The following is an 18,685-nucleotide window of genomic DNA, read 5'->3' as shown; positions in this document are numbered from 1 at the left end:
CAGCTGAATAATGCCAAAAAACGCATGCTACGCTTAGCCAGATGGCAGCGTTAGGTGTGACGATGTTTCTCGATACTACCTTGGGATCAACATGGAAGCATTTGAGTCGGCACTGATCGCGGCGCGGGTACAGTTTGCGATCACCATCAGTTTTCATATCGTGCTGGCCGCGTTCACCATGGGACTGGCTAATTTTCTGTTGGTGCTTGAGGCGCTTTGGCTGTACAGCGGTCGCCAGATCTACCTCGATGTCTACCGTTATTGGTTAAAGGTCTTTGCCCTCAACATCGCGATCGGCACGGCCACCGGCTTGATAATGGAATATCAGTTCGGACTCAATTGGTCACGCCTGTCCACGCAAGCAGGGGACATTCTTGGTCCCCTGATGTTCTACGAGGTGCTGGCGGCGTTTTTTCTCGAGGCGGGATTCATCGGCATCATGCTGTTTGGCATGAATAAGGTCGGTCCGCGCCTGCATTTCTTTGCCACTGCGGCGGTGGCTGTCGGCTCGTTGATCAGTGCGTTCTGGATCCTTTCGGCTAACTCCTGGATGCAAACTCCAGCCGGTTATGCGGTTGCTGGCGACGGACGTTTTATCGCACAAGACTGGTGGGCGATCATCTTTAACCCATCGTTTCCCTATCGATTTGTGCACATGACCTTGGCCACTATGTTAGGCAGTGCGACGCTTATCGCTGGCGCAAGCGCGTGGCAATTGCTACGCGCACCGGGCAACCCACGCGCGCGCCTGCAATACAGCATGGCGCTCTGGGTGATCGTGCTGCTGATGCCTGTGCAAATTATTGTGGGTGACCTGCATGGCGTGAACACCCTCGAGCACCAACCTCAAAAAGTGGCTGCCATTGAAGGTTCATGGACGCGGCCTGAGCCGGGTGCCGGGGAGCCGATGCGGCTGTTTGCATTGCCCGACAGTGATCAGCGGCGAAACCACTGGGAATTAGCAATACCGCGAATGGGGTCGTTATACCTGCGTCATGATTTGACCAGCACAATTGCCGCGTTAGACGAGTTTGCCGAGCGGGATATTCCTCCCGTCGCACCGGTGTTCTTTGCGTTTCGCATAATGGTCGGGCTCGGCTTGCTGATGCTTGCGCAGGGGGTGATTTGCGCATGGCTGCGTTGGCGGGGGCAGCTTTATAAGACACGTTGGATGCTGCGTATCAGTCTGTTCATGGCGCCGGCGGGGTTCTTAGCCATGCTAAGTGGTTGGATTGTGACTGAGATGGGCCGTCAACCCTTTACAGTCTATGGTTTGTTGCGCACAGCCGACAGCCTATCCTCGGTTTCGCGGGAACAGGTGGCCGGCGCTACTTGGGGAATTCTATGCTTCTACGTGCTGGTGTTCGGCATTGGCTTTTGGGTACTTAAACGCATTCTGCGTAAACCTCCCAGAGAGGGCGAGTTAGGCCCGCAGCCAACGCTGGCCGATGAAACGGGGCATTCATGAGGACGGCTGTTTATGTTCGATGAAAACTGGATTGTCCTGCTCTCAGCCGTGGCCGTGGCATTTTCAGTGTTGAGTTATGTGCTGCTCGACGGTACAGACCTGGGCGTCGGGATGCTGATGGGATTGACGCGAGACAGTGATCACCGCCGTGCCATGGCAGTCACTATTCTGCCGATATGGGATGCCAACGAAACCTGGCTGGTCTTGGGAGGAGGGGGCTTGCTGGCGTTGTTTCCACTGGCGTACGCCCTGATCCTACCGGCGCTTTATCTTCCTTTTATCGTCATGTTCCTGGCACTGATTCTACGCGCGCTTGCGCTGGAGTTTCGTGATTATTCAGCCAGTGTGAGCATCAAGCAGGGGGTGGATGCGGCACTGTTGTGCGGTTCATTGCTCGCGGCTGCCTGTCAGGGAATAGTGTTGGGCACGTTGGTCGCAGGCATTCCAGATAGCGCCGGCCAATATGTCGGCGATGGTTCGGAATGGCGAAGTACCTTCCCACTATTTTGTGGTGGGGTATTGGTGTTCGGTTATATCTGGCTTGGCGCCTGCTGGCTTTACTGGCGCACGGTCGATGAGCTGCAACGACGATCGGCGTGCCAGGCCCGAGTGTTCGCCATTATCACCATGATATTGCTGCTGATTCTGCTGAAATGGACCACGACCTTGAGCCCCCATTATGCGGCTCGGCTGTCTCAGCCTTTGCTCTGGGTGCCTCTGCTTTCAGCACTTGTCATCTTGCTGACGGTGTTTACATTCGGCTTTCGTCGCCAATTCTCGTACCTGCCATTGTTCGCCGCATTAGGCATCTTCGTATTGGCTTTCGCGACGATGGTCGTGGCGCTGTACCCGCTGATTGTTCCACCTAAGCTTACGCTCCAGGATGCAGCCTCCAGTCCCACCAGCCAAGTGTTCATGCTTGTCGGTTTTGCCGTGCTGATCCCAGTCACGCTGCTCTATAACACCTATGGATTTCGGGTATTCAGTGGCAAGGTCCGCACCTGAGGCAGTGCTGGCGAATATCTCGTCGCTGTTAGTGTGCAGAAGCCGTCCGGGCTTGCAGACTGTAGGCAAGGTTATCAAGCGCAAAGTCTCGTTGCAGCTGATCTACCCCTTTAGCTGGCATTCGTGCTCCACATCGCGCGATAGTGAAGTCCAGTCAAAAAAAGAAGCCCCAGACACCAGGTGTCGGGGGCTTCTTTAATCGGCGTCCCTAATGAGGGGAGGGCGATTACATTTTAGGACTTGGCACGGGCCGCGTCGCGCAGCGCCTTGATTTGGTCGTGGTTGCGCAAAACACCCTGTTGTTGGCGTAGCACTACTTCACGTACCGGCGCTGGCAAGTCCTCTTCAAGCGCTTCTTTATATTGTTTCTTGGCGACATCTTCGCCACGCTCGCATTCATTGAGGATAGCTGTTTCATCTTTTCCAGAGACGAGCGATTTGAGGTCAACCCAACGGCGATGAAGGTCGCCACTTACACTGGTGCTGTCTTCAGGATCACCACCCAGTTGCAGAACCAGAGCTTGTAGCTCTGCAGCTGCTTGACCGCACTCTTGAGCACGTTTCAGAAACATGCTTTTCAGATCATCTCGCTTGATGTCTTCGGCACAAACCTTGAAGCCCGCTTCGCCATCCTTGCTGGTTTCGATCAGGTTATTCAGAGTTTTAATGGTTTGCTTGTTATCCATTGGTCACGCTCCATTTCGGTAGGAATGCTCAAGGCACATAATCGTGCCGCTCCTAAAATCCGATGCGCTGGCCGTTAAATCGTTCAAGGTTTTTTCGCCTAGTCGTTTTGCCGAAGGTGTAATTCAGCCGCCCATTTCAGGCCGTAGCATTGGGCGCAGGGCGCGCCCCTGGGGCGAGAAATTGACTTCGACGAGCAAGTACTGGCGCAGGTTTGGAGTCAGTGAAAATTATATTGTCGGAGTCACTTCACTCAATTGGCTGTCAACTGGCAAGCTGTCAAATCCATTTAAAGAGGAAAGTTCATGCCTACTTTAAACAAGACCATCGCCCAGTTAAACCATCTGATCAGCGCGTGTTCCGAGGGTGAAATGATTTACCGCGACTGCGCACAACGGACTCAATCGGCAACTCATCGCTTCGTATTTGAGTCGCTTGCACTGCAATTGGCCGGCTTGGCCACTCAAGCAACCGAGCAGGTCAGCGAGTACGGCGGACGTGCGCACCCGCAAGCCAGTGTAGCGGGCAGTTTGCATTGTGGATGGCAACAGCTGAAGTCAAGCTTGGTTCAGATAAACGACAGCGATTTAGTTGATGCAGGGCTTAAGGTAGAGCCTTTGATTAGCAATCGGTTTCAGGCGCTTGTCGATGAGGACCTGGACCCCTTGTTCCGCCAGCAGCTAATCGACCTCTATGAAGCCTGGGCCATTGAGCAAAAACAGCTCTGTGCATTGGTCAATGGATGATCAGGGTCAGTGCTGTGTCTCGCGGACAAGGCGGCATACCCTGAAAAAATGGTCGAACTATTTTTAGCGCTGTTTGCTCATATTTTTTAGGCGCCATTGCCTGAGGCAGCCAATAAAAATGAGGAATGAACCATGAATGCAATCGAACTACTCAAGCGTGATCACGAGAAAGTTAAAAAGCTTCTAGCGCAACTCGAAAGCACCACTGAGCGCGGTGTGAAGACCCGCGAGGAACTCCTGCACAAGATCGAACAGGAGTTGCTGGTACACACCCAACTGGAAGAGAAAGTCTTCTACCCCGCGTACAAGGCGGCGGGAGGCAAAGAGGAAGCCACCATGGATGCCGAAGCACGTGAAGAGCACCGCACGGTTGAAGCCTTGGTTCTTCCTGACCTCAAGGCCACTGATCCTTCTAAAATCACCTTCTCCGGTCGAGCCAAGGTGCTTAAAGAGTTGCTTGAGCATCATATTGAAGAAGAGGAGACCGAGCTGTTTCCACAGGCCAAAAAATTGCTCGGAGCTAAAGCCTTGGAGGAGCTGGCGGTCGCGATGGAGCAACTGCGAAGTGAACTGAAGAAAGACTCGGTCAAAAATAAAGCAGCTTAATTTTACCAGCGTGCTTCAAACGCGGAGCACGCTGTCTTAACCTTTCCCCATTGCCAGCCACAATATGCAGACCCGCTACATTACCTAAGCGCCCAGCCTCCCGAGCAATCGCACCCTGGCAGTCCCACCGCACCATTCCCCGCTATGACTCGTGCATTTTGCAGCGCTTGAATAAGCCCGCCGTGCATTTTGCAACGCCTGGTTTTGCTTGTCGAAAATTAAGCCTTTAAAAACAACAGATTTTTTTATGAACAGGCTGATAAAGAGTTGGCATAAAGCGTGCTGATTGATCTCTGCGCAAGCGATAAAGACATTACCCATAAAAAGGAGGTTGCTCATGAATGCTATCAAGGAAACTCTCCATGCTTTGCCTGAATATTCAATCGTCATGGCCACACGCCCGGATGCAAGCATACTGCTGACTATCGAGTTTGAAGAGCAAGTCGTGACACGCAGGGTTATTGATAAAGACAATGTAAATTCGCTGCGTCACCTTGAGATGATCCTCTATGAAATTAAAAGGGAAATCGTGCTTAGCAAAGGTGAGGTAACGTGGAAGGGCAAGGGCAGCAAGTGGTTGGACGGCAACTTGCCGACTTATACCGGTTGCCCTGTGCAACGGACAGCTGCAAAAACCTTGTTCGAACGGCGCCGCGTAGGCCGCTAATAACACCGCTAGTGCAGTCACCTATCGCGCAGCATCTGACGGAATCCGTTAATTAGATTATTGGAACTTATGACGCACGGCAGGCTGTCTAACCCACGCAGAGCATTGGCTCAGAGGTCCCCTAGGTGTCAGGGGCCCAGATAGTCGAACTATCAGGCGTTGGGTTTTCTGTTATTTCGTCACACTGATGAGGAGCAAATAGCATGACCTCAACCTATCAAAATGTATTCGGTCTTGAACGTTTCGTTTCCATCGCCGCAGGGCTTATTACGGTGGCCCGTGGGGTGCATCAGGGCGGTAGCGCGGGTGTACTCAGAGCACTCGGAGGCGCAGCGATCCTGCAACGTGGCCTAAGTGGTCACTGTGTAATAAAAGGTCTGAGCTCGGATGCATATGCAGAACTTCACTACCTACGTGAACGCGTTGCAGAGCTACGCCTGAAATTGTCAGAGTTTGAGGCGCAAGCTGCGGCGTTACCGCGGGCGCTGCCAAAAGCACTGCCAGCGGCCAAGTCAACTCGCGCTACCAAGCCTTACGAACCGACAAGCGAGTGAGGGGTAACTGCGAACTGCCTCCGCCAAGGGAAGGGCGCTTAACGGCAGTGATTGGCACTTGCTTGAACGTGCTCTTGAAGGGCTGCTAAAAGAAGAGCGCAGCCCTGGCAGATGCAGATGGCTCCAACCTAGGCTTGAGGATTCAAGCTACGCCTGTAGCGCCTCTGCAAGCTCAGCTTTGCGCATGGTTGAACGGCCTTTGATTTCGCGTTTTCGCGCGAGACCCAGCAACTCCGTCTTTGTTAGATCATTGAAAGACTGACCGGGCCTGAGTTTTCCTTTGCGGGTGTTTGCGGCATTTTTTGCAGAGGATTTGCGTGCCGATTTCTTGGTCTCGTCACCGGTCTTTTGACCCGATCCACCCGCTTTGTTACCCCCACCGGACTGCTTATTAACCGTGGCCCATGCGCGGGCTTCGGCCTCACTTTCGCTTAAGCCCTTATCCATGTAACTGCTCTCGATATGTTCGGCTTTGCGTTTCTGTTTGTCGGTGTATTTAGCTTTGCTGCCAGCCGTCATGTTCTTGCTCCTCTGATCTTTACGCCCCGGCAACCGATCCTTGTGCTGCATGAGGCGTAGAACTGATCTCGAGGCAATCCCTCGCGCCTTCTCGTTGTTTACCACTAACCCTAAGGCGTTCGCGGATCTGCCCCGTCGGGGTTGGCGGGCATCATAGGCTTGTGGATCTCAGTGTCATGCTCAGGGCTGAGATCCTCGGAGTCTCTTTCATGATCCATATCATCGCTGTCGCTATTGGAGTCATGATCCTGATCTTTAATTTTCGGGTTGATCTCTGAAGGGGGCGTTTGACTCTGCTCACCCGGCTTCGGCGCCGGAACGGTGCCTTCGGTCTGATCACCCACCACAGCAGCGCTCGCTGGAACACTGGCTAGGAGCGCAACGGAAAACAACGCTGAGCTTAAAACTTTGATCTTGGTGTTCATGGTCTTCTCCTTGTGAATCGGGGTGCAACTAATAGTGTAGAACGACCGCGCGGACCGATAGTTCAAGGAGTTTCATCGACGCCCACAGGGCATATTCACGTGACTTAGATCACCGACGCCGGTGGATGGCTTCAACATCTCTTGAGCCGAACGACACCGAATATTGAGCGCCGCTCGCGCTAAAATACATTCTAAAACCATGTCTAAACCGGCTTGTTATGCCTTAAAGCTATTAGATCAACCGGGGCAAAAACTGCTTGAACTAGATTTGATCACCCTCAGTCAACTCCACTGTACTCAACGTAAATAGGAGATGGCTATGACGACCAAAACGCTTCCCGCACAGCATCAGAATCATCAACCTGGATCGGAACAAGAGATGCATCCGCATCCGATTTACTTGAGTGACAGTTATCGTCCCGCGGGAAAGCTGGAAGGCAAGGTGGCCATTGTGACGGGGGGCGACAGCGGCATCGGTCGTGCAGTGGCACTTCACTTTGCTGTGGAAGGTGCCAAGGTCGCCGTGCTCTATTTAAATGAACATGAAGACGCCGAGCTGACGCTGGATGAAATTAACAAACATAAGGGCCAAGCGCTCAGTTTTGCTGGCGATGTGGCTGATGAAGGTTTTTGTCGCGAGGTTGTGACTAAGCTGCTGGAACAGTGGGGCAGCATCGATATATTGGTGAACAATGCGGGCGAGCAGCACCCGCAAAAAAGCTTGGAAGACATCCCGCAGGCGCAGTGGGAAAAAACCTTCCAGACCAATATCTTTGGCATGTTTCAGCTCAGCAAGGCCGTGCTGCCTCATCTTAAAGACGGCGCTGCGATCATCAATACCACCTCCATTACCGCCTATAAGGGCAATCCCGAGCTAATTGATTACTCCTCTACAAAGGGTGCCATTACCTCATTTACCCGATCCCTTGCCATGAATCTTGCCGAGCGTGGCATTCGGGTTAATGGCGTGGCCCCTGGTCCAATCTGGACCCCGTTGATTCCCTCCACATTTTCTGCAGATACGGTAGAACATTTTGGCGCCAGCACGCCGATGGGCAGACCCGGTCAACCGGCGGAAGTTGCGCCTGCCTATGTCTATCTCGGTTCTACAGACTCCAGCTATGTCTCAGGTCAGATTATTCATGTTAACGGCGGCAGCATCGTTAACGGTTGAGCCGCCGTGCCTATCTCAGGCATGTAGCGTGAGCAGCGGATTGAGGATCAGCAAATGTCTACTGAAGCCGTTACATACCCACCTACAGTGGAGCAGGCGATAGCAGCCCCGCGCGTGGCAATTGAAGCTGTCGAGCCCACGGTAGAACAGGGCCGGTTTGCTGCGAAAGGCTTGGTGGGCAAGCCCTGTGTTGTCAGTGCCAACTTGTTTACCGATGGTCATGAACAACTGGCGGCGAATCTGCTGTGGCGTGCTCAGGGCGATACCCAGTGGCAGTGCGTACCGATGCAGTCTTTACCCAATGATCAATGGCGAGCGGAGTTCACCCCTCTAAGCGCAGGTCGGGCCGAGTTTGTGATTGAAGCATGGCGTGATGATGCTGCGACTTTTTGCGCGGAATTGGCCAAAAAAAATGAGGCCGGCCAACAGGTTAGCCTGGAGCTCGCAGAGGGTGAATTATTACTGTCGAAAGCGATCGACCTATGCGTCGGTGAAAGTCAAAAGCAGTTGCAGGGGCTTTTCCAGCAGCTTCAAGAGATGGACAGTGCGGAGCAGCGACTTGCTTTCTTTCTGGCACCGCCGACCCGGCAATTGCTGCGCGAGCATGGGCCTCAAGCGCATCTGCTTCGCAGTGTGACCTATCCCTTGGACGTTGAACGGATGCTGGCAAATTTTGCCAGCTGGTATGAGCTTTTTCCCCGTTCGGCGAGTAACTCACTGGAGCACGGCAGCTTCGCTGACGTCATTAGCCAGTTACCGCGCATACAAGCCTTGGGCTTTGATGTGCTGTATTTTCCACCTATCCATCCCATTGGAACGACCCATCGCAAAGGGCGCAATAATTCGCTGCAGCCAAGCCCGGATGACCCAGGCAGCCCCTATGCTATCGGCAATGCAGATGGCGGACACGAGGCAGTAAACCCGCAGTTAGGCACGCTGGAAGACTTCCGCCATTTGGTCACTGAAGCCAAACACTTTGGTATGGAGGTGGCACTTGATTTTGCTATCCAGTGCTCGCCTGATCACCCTTGGCTCAAGCAACATCCTGGCTGGTTTGAGTGGCGGCCCAATGGCAGCATTCGCCACGCCGAAAACCCGCCAAAAAAATATGAAGACATCGTCAATGTGGCGTTCTATAACGACGATGCCATGCCAGATTTGTGGCTTGCCCTTCGTGGTGTTGTGGCTTTCTGGATCGAGCAGGGCGTCACCTTGTTCCGCGTGGATAACCCGCATACCAAGCCATTGCCTTTCTGGGAATGGCTGATAGCAACTATCCGTCATACCTATCCCGACACCATTTTCTTGTCGGAGGCCTTTACCCGGCCGGCAATGATGGCACGGTTGGGCAAGATAGGCTTCAGCCAGAGCTACACCTATTTTACCTGGCGCAATACCAAGCCCGAGCTTGAACGCTTTTTCACTGAGCTCAATGAACCGCAATGGCGCGACTGTTACCGGCCTAACTTTTTCGTCAACACCCCGGATATCAACCCCTATTTCGTGCATAACTCCGGCCGGGCCGGCTTCCTTATTCGAACGGCTTTGGCTGCCACGGGGTCTGGCCTGTGGGGCATGTATTCTGGGTTTGAGATATGCGAATCCGAGCCTATTGAAGGCAAGGAAGAGTATTTGAACTCGGAGAAATATGAACTGCGCCCGCGGGACTATCAGCAGCCGGGCAACATCAACGCGGAAATAGCCCAGCTCAATCGGATCCGCCGGGAAAACCCGGCGCTGCAAACACACTTGGGCTATCAAAGCTTGGTGTGCTGGAACGAAAACATCTTTTATTTCGTTAAGCACACCGCCGATATGTCCAACGTAGTTCTGGTGGCAATCAGTCTGGATCCGCATCAAGCCCAAGAAGCACACTTCGAACTGCCGTTGTGGCTGTTCGGACTTTCTGACAATGAAAGTCTTCAAGGTGAGGACCTGATGACTGGCCACTCATGGTTGTGGCACGGCAAGGTTCAGTGGATGCGTATGGAGCCTTGGAACCGTCCATTTGGCATCTGGCGAGCACGTCGAATCAATGGAGATATCCAGCATGACTGAACCAGAATCTGGCTTTATGCGCGACCCTCAGTGGTACAAGGACGCGGTGATTTACCAGCTTCATGTTAAGTCGTTCTTTGACTCAAATGGCGATGGCGTGGGTGACTTTCCCGGGTTGATTCAAAAGCTCGACTACATTGCCAACCTTGGCGTGAATACCATCTGGCTGCTTCCGTTTTATCCGTCGCCTCGGCGCGATGACGGCTACGATATTGCCGCTTACCGTGGGGTGCACAGCGATTACGGTTCGTTGGCCGACGTCCGCCGCTTTATCAAGGCGGCGCACCAGCGTGGGCTTCGTGTCATCACCGAGCTGGTCATCAACCATACCTCCGACCAACACCCATGGTTCCAGCGCGCTCGGAACAGCCCTAAAGGATCGAAAGCCCGAGACTTCTATGTGTGGTCCGATACAGATGAGCGGTATCAGGGCACGCGCATCATCTTTCTTGACACAGAAACCTCCAACTGGACCTGGGATCCGGTCGCAAAGCAGTATTTCTGGCACCGCTTTTACTCCCATCAGCCCGACCTGAACTTTGATAACCCGCAAGTGCTCAAGGCTGTGTTGGGCGTAATGCGCTACTGGCTCGATATGGGCGTGGATGGTTTACGTTTAGACGCCATTCCTTATCTGGTTGAGCGCGAAGGCACCAACAACGAAAACCTGCCCGAAACCCATGAGGTGCTCAAGGCGATTCGTGCCGAGTTGGACGCGCATTATTCCGACCGCTTGTTATTGGCCGAAGCCAATCAATGGCCGGAAGACACCCAAATGTACTTTGGTGATGGCGATGAGTGCCATATGGCATTTCACTTCCCGCTAATGCCGCGGATGTATATGGCGCTGGCCCAGGAAGATCGTTTTCCCATCACCGATATTCTGCGTCAAACCCCGGAGATTCCTGAAGGGTGTCAGTGGGCGATTTTTCTGCGTAATCATGATGAGCTGACTCTGGAAATGGTCAGCGATCGCGAGCGCGACTATCTGTGGGATTACTACGCAGCGGACCGCAGGGCGCGTATCAACCTAGGCATAAGGCGACGCTTGGCGCCTTTGCTTGAACGTGATCGGCGGCGAATTGAACTGCTCAATAGCCTCCTATTATCCATGCCTGGCACCCCGACCCTGTACTACGGTGACGAAATCGGTATGGGCGATAACATCATTCTGGGTGACCGCGATGGCGTAAGAACGCCAATGCAATGGTCGATTGACCGCAACGGTGGTTTCTCAACCGCAGACCCTGAACGCATGGTACTGCCGCCCATCGTCAATCCACTCTACGGATTTCAGGCGGTCAACGTTGAAACCCAGGCCCGAGACCCCCATTCGCTACTCAACTGGACGCGGCGGATGCTCACCGTGCGCAGTGAGCAAAAAGCGTTTGGCCGCGGCACCTTGCGCATGCTTGCCCCGGCGAATCGGCGAATCCTGGCCTATCTGCGCCAATACACCGACGCCAGCGGCCATGAGGAGACAATTCTCTGCGTGGCCAACCTTTCCCGAGCGGCTCAAGCAGTCGAACTTGATTTAAGCGAGTTCAGCAGCAAAGTGCCGGTCGAAATGCTTGGCGGTAGCTCGTTTGCCCCTGTAGGTGATCAGGACTACACCCTGACGTTGCCCCCTTATGGCTTCTTTTGGTTTGTCTTGGCAGATGATAACCGGCTGCCAAGCTGGCATATTCCTGCGCCACAACCTATGCCTGAGTTGCGCACACTGGTGATAAAAAAGGATTTAGCAGAAATCGCTCAAGGCGCACTGCGTGACACCCTGACCCGGGAATTACTGCCAACCTACCTTGCACGGCGCCGCTGGTTTGCCGGCGACGGTCAGCCGTCGGCTACTGAGTTACGCCACCTCACTGTGTTTGGCGGTGATAAAGCCCGGCAATTGCTGGTTGAAATATCGGTAGACGACGGCTCGCAAACACCGGCCTGTTATCAACTGCCCCTGGCATTTCTCGCAGAGCAGAAACTCGAAGCAGAAACGGGGCGCTTGGCCACACTCCAGTCTGCCTTGGCGTTAGCGCGGGTACGCAAGGTTCGCGATGTGGGTTTACTAACCGACGCCACCACCGTGGTGCAATTTAGCCAGTTCGTGTTGCAACAGCTGCGCGCCTCCAAAGTGGATATAAGCGGTGGTGAGGTGTTGCACTATCTGCCTGCGGCGCGGCTTGCCCAATGGCCCGATGAGGACGGATCGACTATTGAAGTCAGCGCCACTGAGCAGAGCAATACCTCAATCCGCATTGGCCAAAGCATGATTTTGAAGGTGTTGCGGCGTGTGCAGCCGGGCATCCACCCGGAGGCGGAAATGAGCGCAATGCTCTGCGGTTCTGGCTTTACCCAAGTGGCGCCGTTTTTGGGGGAAATTCGACGCGAAGGTGCGGATGGATCAATCACCACGCTGATGATCTTGCAGGGCTTTATTGAGAACCAGGGCGATGCCTGGCAATGGACGCTGGACACTTTGCAGCGGGCGATTCGTGACGAGCTGATGGGCGGCATCTCTGCACTGGAGAACCAATTTACCGCGCTGGCTGAACTGCAGACGTTTTCCGGTTTACTGGGCGAGCATTTGGCCAAGATGCATGTGATTCTGTCGCAGCAAAGTAGAGATCCGGCGTTCGCGGTGCGTCAGATGACACCCGACGACGCAAATGACTGGGGCGCACGCATTGCCGCCGAGCTGGCGCAGCTGGTGAACGAGTTGCAGCAACAGCGGGGGCAACTGATCGAGCCGGCGTTAACCCTGTGCGACAGGTTGATCGATGCGCAAGAGGCGTTGCTTACACAGATCCAGACGTTGAGCAAAGACTCTGTGGGCGGTTTGCTCATGCGGGTTCATGGCGACTTGCATCTGGGTCAGGTGCTGGTTGCCCACGGCGATGCTGTATTTGTCGACTTTGAAGGCGAACCCAGCCGTACACTTGCCGAGAGACGTGACAAGCACAGCCCTTACAAAGACGTTGCCGGGCTGTTGCGATCGTTTTCCTACGCAGCCGCCATGGCAGCGCGACCGATCGACCCAAAGGAGCAATCGGAAGCCGTAGAGCAAACCAGCCAGGCATTGGCTGCCCGCTACCTGCAACAAGCCCGCGAAAGTTTCATAAACGCATACCAGGAAAACTCTGGCGAGATCGCTCACGCATGGGCGCAGGAGGAGGGCGCTGCCGCTGCCATGCGCCTGTGTTTACTGGAAAAAGCCATCTATGAAATCCGTTACGAGTTAGTTTATCGCCCCGAATGGATCGCCGTTCCGCTGCAGGGACTGCATGCGCTGCTTGATCAATTGACGCCTGAGAATCAGGACGATTTAACAGGAGGTAGAAGATGATCCCCACTCAACTGGACCCGTTGCTGGCTTCGCTCATGGCTGACCTATTGTGCGGCGAATGCGATATGCCTTTCGATATTTTAGGCCCCCATATCGAAAATGCGGCAGGGATCATCCGCACTTATCAGCCGGGCGCAGAGCGTGTGGCGGTTGTCCAGGCCGATAGCGGTGAATTGCTTGGCGAAATGGATCAACTTGCCCCTGGCTTGTTCGTCTACCAAGGGGATTTTCTTCACAGGTATCGGTTGCGCATCGAATGGCCTGACGCATCGCAGGAAATCTACGATCCTTACGCGTTTTCATCGCAATTGGGCGAGCTGGACATTCATCTGTTCAGTGAGGGCACACACCGTGAGTTGGGCAAGATTTTTGGTGCCCAACTGACTCACAATGACGACGTACCTGGGGTTCGCTTTATCGTTTGGGCGCCCAATGCGCAACGGGTGTCGGTGGTCGGCCAGTTCAATGGCTGGGATGGACGCCGTCACCCCATGCGTCGCCATTCTCCCGCCGGGGTTTGGGAGTTGTTTGTACCGGAACTGGAAGCCGGTGAACTGTATAAGTATGAGATTTTGGGACCCAATGGGGTACTGCCGCTCAAGGCAGACCCCTACGCACTGCGAACTGAACTACCCCCTGACACCGCCTCGGTGGTGTCTACATCGCTGCAGTTCGAATGGCACGATGAAACCTGGCTGAAGAAGCGCGAGCAGGTCGAGCCGGAACGCACTGCATTGTCTATATATGAACTCCATGCCACATCATGGCGACGCACCGGTGAGGGGGACAATGAGTTGCTCGGCTGGCGCGAGCTCGCCGCACAATTGATTCCCTACGTTCAAGCCCTAGGTTTCAGCCACGTAGAACTCATGCCGATTATGGAACATCCGTTCGGTGGCTCCTGGGGTTACCAGCCACTTTCGCAATTTGCGCCAACAGCTCGATTAGGCAGCCCCGCGGACTTTGCGGCGTTCGTTGATGCCTGCCATCAAGCCGATATTGGCGTCATTCTCGATTGGGTGCCGGCGCATTTCCCCAATGATGCACATGGCTTGGCGTTGTTTGATGGAACTGCGTTGTATGAATATGCCCATCCCTTTGAGGGTTATCACCAAGACTGGAATACCTGCATCTACAACCTGGGGCGCAACGAAGTACACGGCTTTATGCTGTCAGCGGCATTGCATTGGTTAGAGACCTACCATATCGATGGCTTGCGCGTAGATGCGGTGGCGTCAATGCTCTACCGGGACTACTCGCGCAAAGAGTCTGAATGGATTCCAAATCGCCATGGTGGGCGCGAAAACCTTGAGGTGATCGACTTTCTACGCCACCTTAATAGCGTCGTCAAAGAGCGGGTTCCCGGCGCGTTGATGATTGCCGAGGAGTCCACCGCCTGGCCGGGGGTGAGCCACGCGGTAGAAACTGGCGGACTGGGCTTCTCATTCAAATGGAACATGGGCTGGATGCATGACTCGCTGAGGTACATAAGCCAAATTCCCTTACACCGAAATTACCACCATCACGAGGTCACCTTCGGTTTGCACTATGCGTTCTCTGAGCATTTTGTTTTACCTATTTCCCATGATGAAGTGGTTCATGGCAAACGCTCGCTACTCGATAAAATGCCCGGTGATCGCTGGCAGAAATTCGCTAATTTGCGTCTGTACCTGAGTTATATGTGGACCCACCCGGGTAAGAAACTGTTGTTTATGGGCTGTGAGTTTGGTCAGTGGCGCGAGTGGGACCATGACCAGCAACTCGATTGGTATTTGCTGCAATATCCTGAACATCAGGGCGTACGGGCTTTGGTAGGGGAGTTGAACCAGCTCTACCGGAGGGAACCGGCGCTGCACGAGTTGGACAGTGAGGCCAAGGGGTTTGAATGGTTGATCGGCGACGATAACACCAACAGCATATTTGCCTGGTTGCGTTTCGCCGCCGACAGCCATGCACCGCTGTTGGTCGTACATAACTTCACCCCAGTGCCGCGCACGAACTATCGGGTCGGAGTTCCCTTGGGGGGTGCCTGGGAGGTGATTCTCAACAGTGACTGCGAACGCTTCTGCGGCTCGGATGCAGGGTCGCAGAACCGGGTATCAACCCACTCTGTTAACGCCCACGGCAAGGCGCAATCACTGGAATTGACCCTGCCGCCCTTAGCTACTCTGGTGCTCCGGCTCAGCACTGGCGTGTGAATCAGGACGGTTTCTTGCCCGCTGCTCAAGCACCAGGTAGATAATCAGTGCGACGCCCAACGGCATCAAATAGTAAATAACCCGGTAGCCGATGAGCGCAGCGAGGATCTCGCTTTTACTAAACTCATGTTGCAGCAGCGTAATAAACACCGTTTCCAATACGCCAAGCCCACCGGGTATGTGAGTGATCACACCGGCAACGCTGCTGATCAACAAAATACCCAATACGGCTGGATAGAAGGCTTCCTCGGGCATCAACAGATAAATAACCAGGCCCATCAATGCCCAGTTCAATCCCCCTAGCACCATCTGCAACAAAGCAAGCTGAATAGGCGGTAATTCAATTTCATGGTCGCGCACCGTCCAGCTTCTGCGCTTGGAAAATGCACAGGCTGCCAGGTAGCCTAAACCCACCAGCAGCATGACGCCGCCCAAGACTTGCAACCCCGTGTCGCCAATTTTCCAGCTTTTGGGCAGGTCCAACAGGCCTAGGGAAAAGATCGACCCCGCCAGGAGCAAGTAGCCACCCCAATTGGTGATCAGGCTAAAGCTCAAGATCCGGGTGATGGTAGCGGTTGATAATCCGTAACGGGAATAGAGCCGGTAGCGCAGCGCTATACCGCCGACAAATGCGCTCAGGTTAATGGTAAATATATAACAGACGAAGGTCGTGACCATGACCTTGAAGGTAGCAAGCGAGTGGCCCGTGTACTGCCGGCCCAAAAGATCAAACGCTGAATAGGTGATGAAACTGGCAATTGCAGCTGCCACGCAGTACACCAGGGTGGTGGCTGAATAGCCTTCCAGTGCACCCACCAACTCATCCCACTTCAGGTCCTTGGTTTGGATATATAACAAGGTAGGTATCAAAATAATAAAGGCCACTGTCAGCAGGCGGCGTATCAGTTTCCAATGCTTGTTCGGGCGTTTTTTATCGCCTTTCGCGCGCGTATCCTGATTTTTTTCGGTGCTCATCGTCGGCTCTCTTCATCCAGTGACAATGTCGACAGCGGTGTGTCCGCGCTTTGCGCTTGTTCCAATGTCTGTTCTGACTGCAAACCTGACTGGCTCGCGGGCTTTAAACGCGGGGTATGGGCGGGCAACAACCCGGTCATGGCTGGAAAGTGGCGGGTGAAGTGATAGCCAATAAAGGCGAGGGGAGCGCGCCACCAGTAGCCGCGGAGGACCGTTTCCTGGGTTATTTCCTGGCACTGATCAGCCGCCAAGGTGGTTAAATGCTGGTACAAGTCTTGAGTGAATTGGCGATCACGAATATTCACATTGGCTTCCAAGTTCAGCGACAAGCTGAGAGGGTCCAAATTGCTAGAACCCACGCTGGCCCAGTCGTCGTCCACCAGTGCGACTTTGCCATGCAGCGGCCGGCGACAGTATTCATGAATTACCACACCGTCCTTGATCAAGTAACCGTAGAGCAATTGCCCTAAAGCTCTGACCCACGGCATATCGGGCTCACCTTGCAGAATCAAGGTAACCTTGACTCCACGCCGCGCCGCCCGCCGCAGTTCGCGCAATAGGTGGTAGCCGGGATAGAAATACGCATTAGCAATACTCAGACGCTGTGAAGCGCCGCGTATAACGTCAATATATTGCTGTTCAATGTCACGCTTATGCTGATCGTTGTCGCGGATTGCGATTTGAATCGCAGCATCGCCAGCATGGGGTTGTTCACTGGCCGGTATGGGCGCCATACGCTGCGCGGCACCCGGTACCAGGTTGAATAAATCCAAGCTGGCTTGATGGATGTCGCTGACCCCGGGACCGACCACACGAACCGCATAGTCTTGCTTGGTTTTCGGGCCATAGGCCGCCAAGTGATCGTTGCCGAAGTTTATGCCGCCGACATAAGCCTCTTTGCCGTCCACCACCACGATTTTACGGTGCAAGCGACGGAATATATTAGTGCGATAACCCATAACCCGTGGACGCGGGTCATACATGTGCACGTTAATTCCGGCGTCTGTGAGTCCGGCTATGTAATCGCTGCCGAGCTCGGCTGTGCCGTAACCGTCGACCATTATCTCAACCTGAGCGCCGTTGTTTGCCGCCTGGATTAACGCATCCCGCAACTGCTTGCCAACGTCATCGTCGAAAATGATGAAGGTCTCGAGCAGCACCTGTTGCTTGGCCTGACGAATGCTGTCAAACACGGCAGGGTAAAAGCCCTCGCCGTTGATTAGCAGTTGTACCTGATTGCCTTCTCGCCAGGCTGAATTCATAGCAGTATCTCGACAGACAATGGAATGTGGTCTGACAAATGCGACCACGGGCGGCGGGTATGGGCTTGCGCCTTTGCACAGCGCGCATTACGCAAGTAAACACGGTCCAGACAGAGCACAGGCAAACGCGCGGGAAATGTGCGCGCAGGTTGCCCTGTGGTTTGAACAAACACTTCATGCAAGCCGCACTGGTTTAATTGCACATCGGCTTTGCGCCGCCAGTCATTAAAGTCACCGGCAACGATGACCGGGTCATCAGGCGGCAGCGTCGCAAGCAAGTCACAGAGGAGTTCAAGCTGCAGCTTACGATGGCTTTCATGCAGTCCCAGGTGCACGCAAATAGCATGAACATCGGGCTTTCCGGGCACGTCGAGGACTGAATGAAGTAAGCCGCGCTCTTCGTGGCCGCTTACCGAGATGTCTAAATTTTCATGGCGTAGAATTGGAAACTTGGAGAGCAACGCATTGCCGTGATGGCCTTCGGGATACACCGCGTTGCGGCCGTAGGCGTACTCATGCCACATGGTATCGGCCAAGAATTCGTACTGCGGGGCGTTGGCCCAGCTCGTGAAGCGTGAGGCATGGCCATGGTGCACGCCCAGCACTTCTTGCAGAAACACGACATCGGTGGACAACGTACGCACAGCGTCGCGTAATTCAGGGAGGATGTAGCGGCGGTTCAACCAATTAAAACCCTTATGGGTATTAACCGTGAGAATCCGCAGGGAGGTAAGGTTGGTGGAGGGTCGCGGCTGTTCCGTAAATGGCTTAGGCGTGGAACTGCCGGGGGCTGTTTCACCCGTTGGCGAAGCGCTCACAGTTTGCGCCATACCTGCAGCTGTTTTAGCACCTGATTGCTTGCCGAGACTCAACATTTACCCTCCCCATGTGCGGATTAAGTTCGATAGCGCCCCCTTGGCGTGCCACGGTGTGATTTGCCTTTACGTATTAAATTGCTGGTCTCACGCCCGGTTGATTACCTGGGCACGTGAGAATAGTGACTC

At 54.2% G+C, this 18,685-nt stretch carries 16 protein-coding genes; 10 read left to right on the top strand and 6 right to left on the bottom strand.

Annotated elements, in window-relative coordinates:
- Window positions 1-91: 91 nt before the first annotated feature.
- Both AACY09_RS21605 and cydB read left to right on the top strand, forming a co-directional pair.
- Complete coding sequence (locus AACY09_RS21605; protein WP_339490966.1) at window positions 92-1,468, top strand: cytochrome ubiquinol oxidase subunit I; 1,377 nt, start codon at window positions 92-94, stop codon at window positions 1,466-1,468.
- Between the two features lie 12 nt (window positions 1,469-1,480).
- A complete protein-coding gene (gene cydB / locus AACY09_RS21600; RefSeq protein WP_339490964.1) occupies window positions 1,481-2,473 on the top strand; it encodes a cytochrome d ubiquinol oxidase subunit II in 993 nt (330 codons plus the stop codon).
- A 233-nt stretch (window positions 2,474-2,706) separates the two neighbouring features.
- On the opposite strand, the gene AACY09_RS21595 is transcribed toward cydB, so the two are convergent.
- Window positions 2,707-3,159: a ferritin-like domain-containing protein gene (locus AACY09_RS21595; RefSeq protein WP_339490962.1), complete on the bottom strand. Its 453-nt coding sequence runs from the start codon at window positions 3,157-3,159 to the stop codon at window positions 2,707-2,709.
- Window positions 3,160-3,462: 303 nt separating this feature from the next.
- Here AACY09_RS21595 and AACY09_RS21590 point away from each other — a divergent pair, with 303 nt between their 5' ends.
- The 4 genes from AACY09_RS21590 to AACY09_RS21575 all read left to right on the top strand — a co-directional run bounded on the left by AACY09_RS21590 (window position 3,463) and on the right by AACY09_RS21575 (window position 5,730).
- Window positions 3,463-3,903 carry a DUF2383 domain-containing protein gene (locus AACY09_RS21590; protein ID WP_339490961.1) on the top strand — a complete coding sequence of 147 codons (441 nt, stop codon included), beginning with the start codon at window positions 3,463-3,465 and terminating at the stop codon, window positions 3,901-3,903.
- A 132-nt stretch (window positions 3,904-4,035) separates the two neighbouring features.
- Window positions 4,036-4,509 carry a hemerythrin domain-containing protein gene (locus AACY09_RS21585; protein WP_339490960.1) on the top strand — a complete coding sequence of 158 codons (474 nt, stop codon included), beginning with the start codon at window positions 4,036-4,038 and terminating at the stop codon, window positions 4,507-4,509.
- A gap of 337 nt (window positions 4,510-4,846) precedes the next feature.
- Window positions 4,847-5,176 carry a DUF3509 domain-containing protein gene (locus AACY09_RS21580; RefSeq protein ID WP_339490959.1) on the top strand — a complete coding sequence of 110 codons (330 nt, stop codon included), beginning with the start codon at window positions 4,847-4,849 and terminating at the stop codon, window positions 5,174-5,176.
- 203 nt (window positions 5,177-5,379) lie between these two features.
- Window positions 5,380-5,730 carry a YgaP family membrane protein gene (locus AACY09_RS21575; RefSeq protein ID WP_339490958.1) on the top strand — a complete coding sequence of 117 codons (351 nt, stop codon included), beginning with the start codon at window positions 5,380-5,382 and terminating at the stop codon, window positions 5,728-5,730.
- A 147-nt stretch (window positions 5,731-5,877) separates the two neighbouring features.
- On the opposite strand, the gene AACY09_RS21570 is transcribed toward AACY09_RS21575, so the two are convergent.
- Window positions 5,878-6,249, bottom strand: a complete 372-nt coding sequence (locus AACY09_RS21570) for a termination factor Rho (protein WP_339490957.1) — start codon at window positions 6,247-6,249, stop codon at window positions 5,878-5,880.
- A gap of 110 nt (window positions 6,250-6,359) precedes the next feature.
- Window positions 6,360-6,674 (bottom strand): hypothetical protein, encoded by a 315-nt coding sequence (locus tag AACY09_RS21565; RefSeq protein WP_339490956.1) that lies wholly within the window; start codon window positions 6,672-6,674, stop codon window positions 6,360-6,362.
- A 313-nt stretch (window positions 6,675-6,987) separates the two neighbouring features.
- Between AACY09_RS21565 and AACY09_RS21560 the strand changes: the two genes are divergently transcribed.
- Genes AACY09_RS21560 through glgB form a run of 4 tightly spaced genes read left to right on the top strand, consistent with a single transcriptional unit; the run spans window position 6,988 to window position 15,444 of the window.
- Window positions 6,988-7,848, top strand: a complete 861-nt coding sequence (locus AACY09_RS21560) for an SDR family oxidoreductase (protein ID WP_339490954.1) — start codon at window positions 6,988-6,990, stop codon at window positions 7,846-7,848.
- Between the two features lie 54 nt (window positions 7,849-7,902).
- Window positions 7,903-9,906, top strand: a complete 2,004-nt coding sequence (locus AACY09_RS21555; protein ID WP_339490953.1) for an alpha-1,4-glucan--maltose-1-phosphate maltosyltransferase — start codon at window positions 7,903-7,905, stop codon at window positions 9,904-9,906.
- Window positions 9,899-13,246, top strand: coding sequence for a maltose alpha-D-glucosyltransferase (gene treS, locus AACY09_RS21550; protein WP_339490952.1), 3,348 nt, complete (start codon window positions 9,899-9,901; stop codon window positions 13,244-13,246). Before AACY09_RS21555 ends, treS begins: the two co-directional genes overlap by 8 nt.
- A 35-nt stretch (window positions 13,247-13,281) precedes the next feature.
- Window positions 13,282-15,444 (top strand): 1,4-alpha-glucan branching protein GlgB, encoded by a 2,163-nt coding sequence (glgB, locus tag AACY09_RS21545; RefSeq protein WP_445323906.1) that lies wholly within the window; start codon window positions 13,282-13,284, stop codon window positions 15,442-15,444.
- On the opposite strand, the gene AACY09_RS21540 is transcribed toward glgB, so the two are convergent.
- From AACY09_RS21540 to AACY09_RS21530, 3 genes are read right to left on the bottom strand one after another with little or no spacing between them, the layout of a single operon-like run.
- Window positions 15,406-16,419 carry a UPF0104 family protein gene (locus AACY09_RS21540; protein ID WP_339490951.1) on the bottom strand — a complete coding sequence of 338 codons (1,014 nt, stop codon included), beginning with the start codon at window positions 16,417-16,419 and terminating at the stop codon, window positions 15,406-15,408. The two genes, glgB and AACY09_RS21540, sit on opposite strands and share 39 nt — an antisense overlap.
- The gene (clsB, locus tag AACY09_RS21535) at window positions 16,416-17,681 is read right to left on the bottom strand and encodes a cardiolipin synthase ClsB (RefSeq protein WP_339490950.1); all 1,266 of its coding nucleotides are present in this window, start codon (window positions 17,679-17,681) and stop codon (window positions 16,416-16,418) included. The genes AACY09_RS21540 and clsB overlap by 4 nt, the downstream gene beginning before the upstream one ends.
- Complete coding sequence (locus AACY09_RS21530; protein WP_339490948.1) at window positions 17,678-18,556, bottom strand: endonuclease/exonuclease/phosphatase family protein; 879 nt, start codon at window positions 18,554-18,556, stop codon at window positions 17,678-17,680. The genes clsB and AACY09_RS21530 overlap by 4 nt, the downstream gene beginning before the upstream one ends.
- Window positions 18,557-18,685: the final 129 nt, after the last annotated feature.

Source organism: Pseudomonas sp. EL_65y_Pfl2_R95, assembly GCF_963971045.1.
Taxonomy (GTDB): Bacteria; Pseudomonadota; Gammaproteobacteria; order Pseudomonadales; family Pseudomonadaceae; genus Aquipseudomonas.
This window is presented reverse-complemented; position numbering and strand designations above follow the sequence as displayed.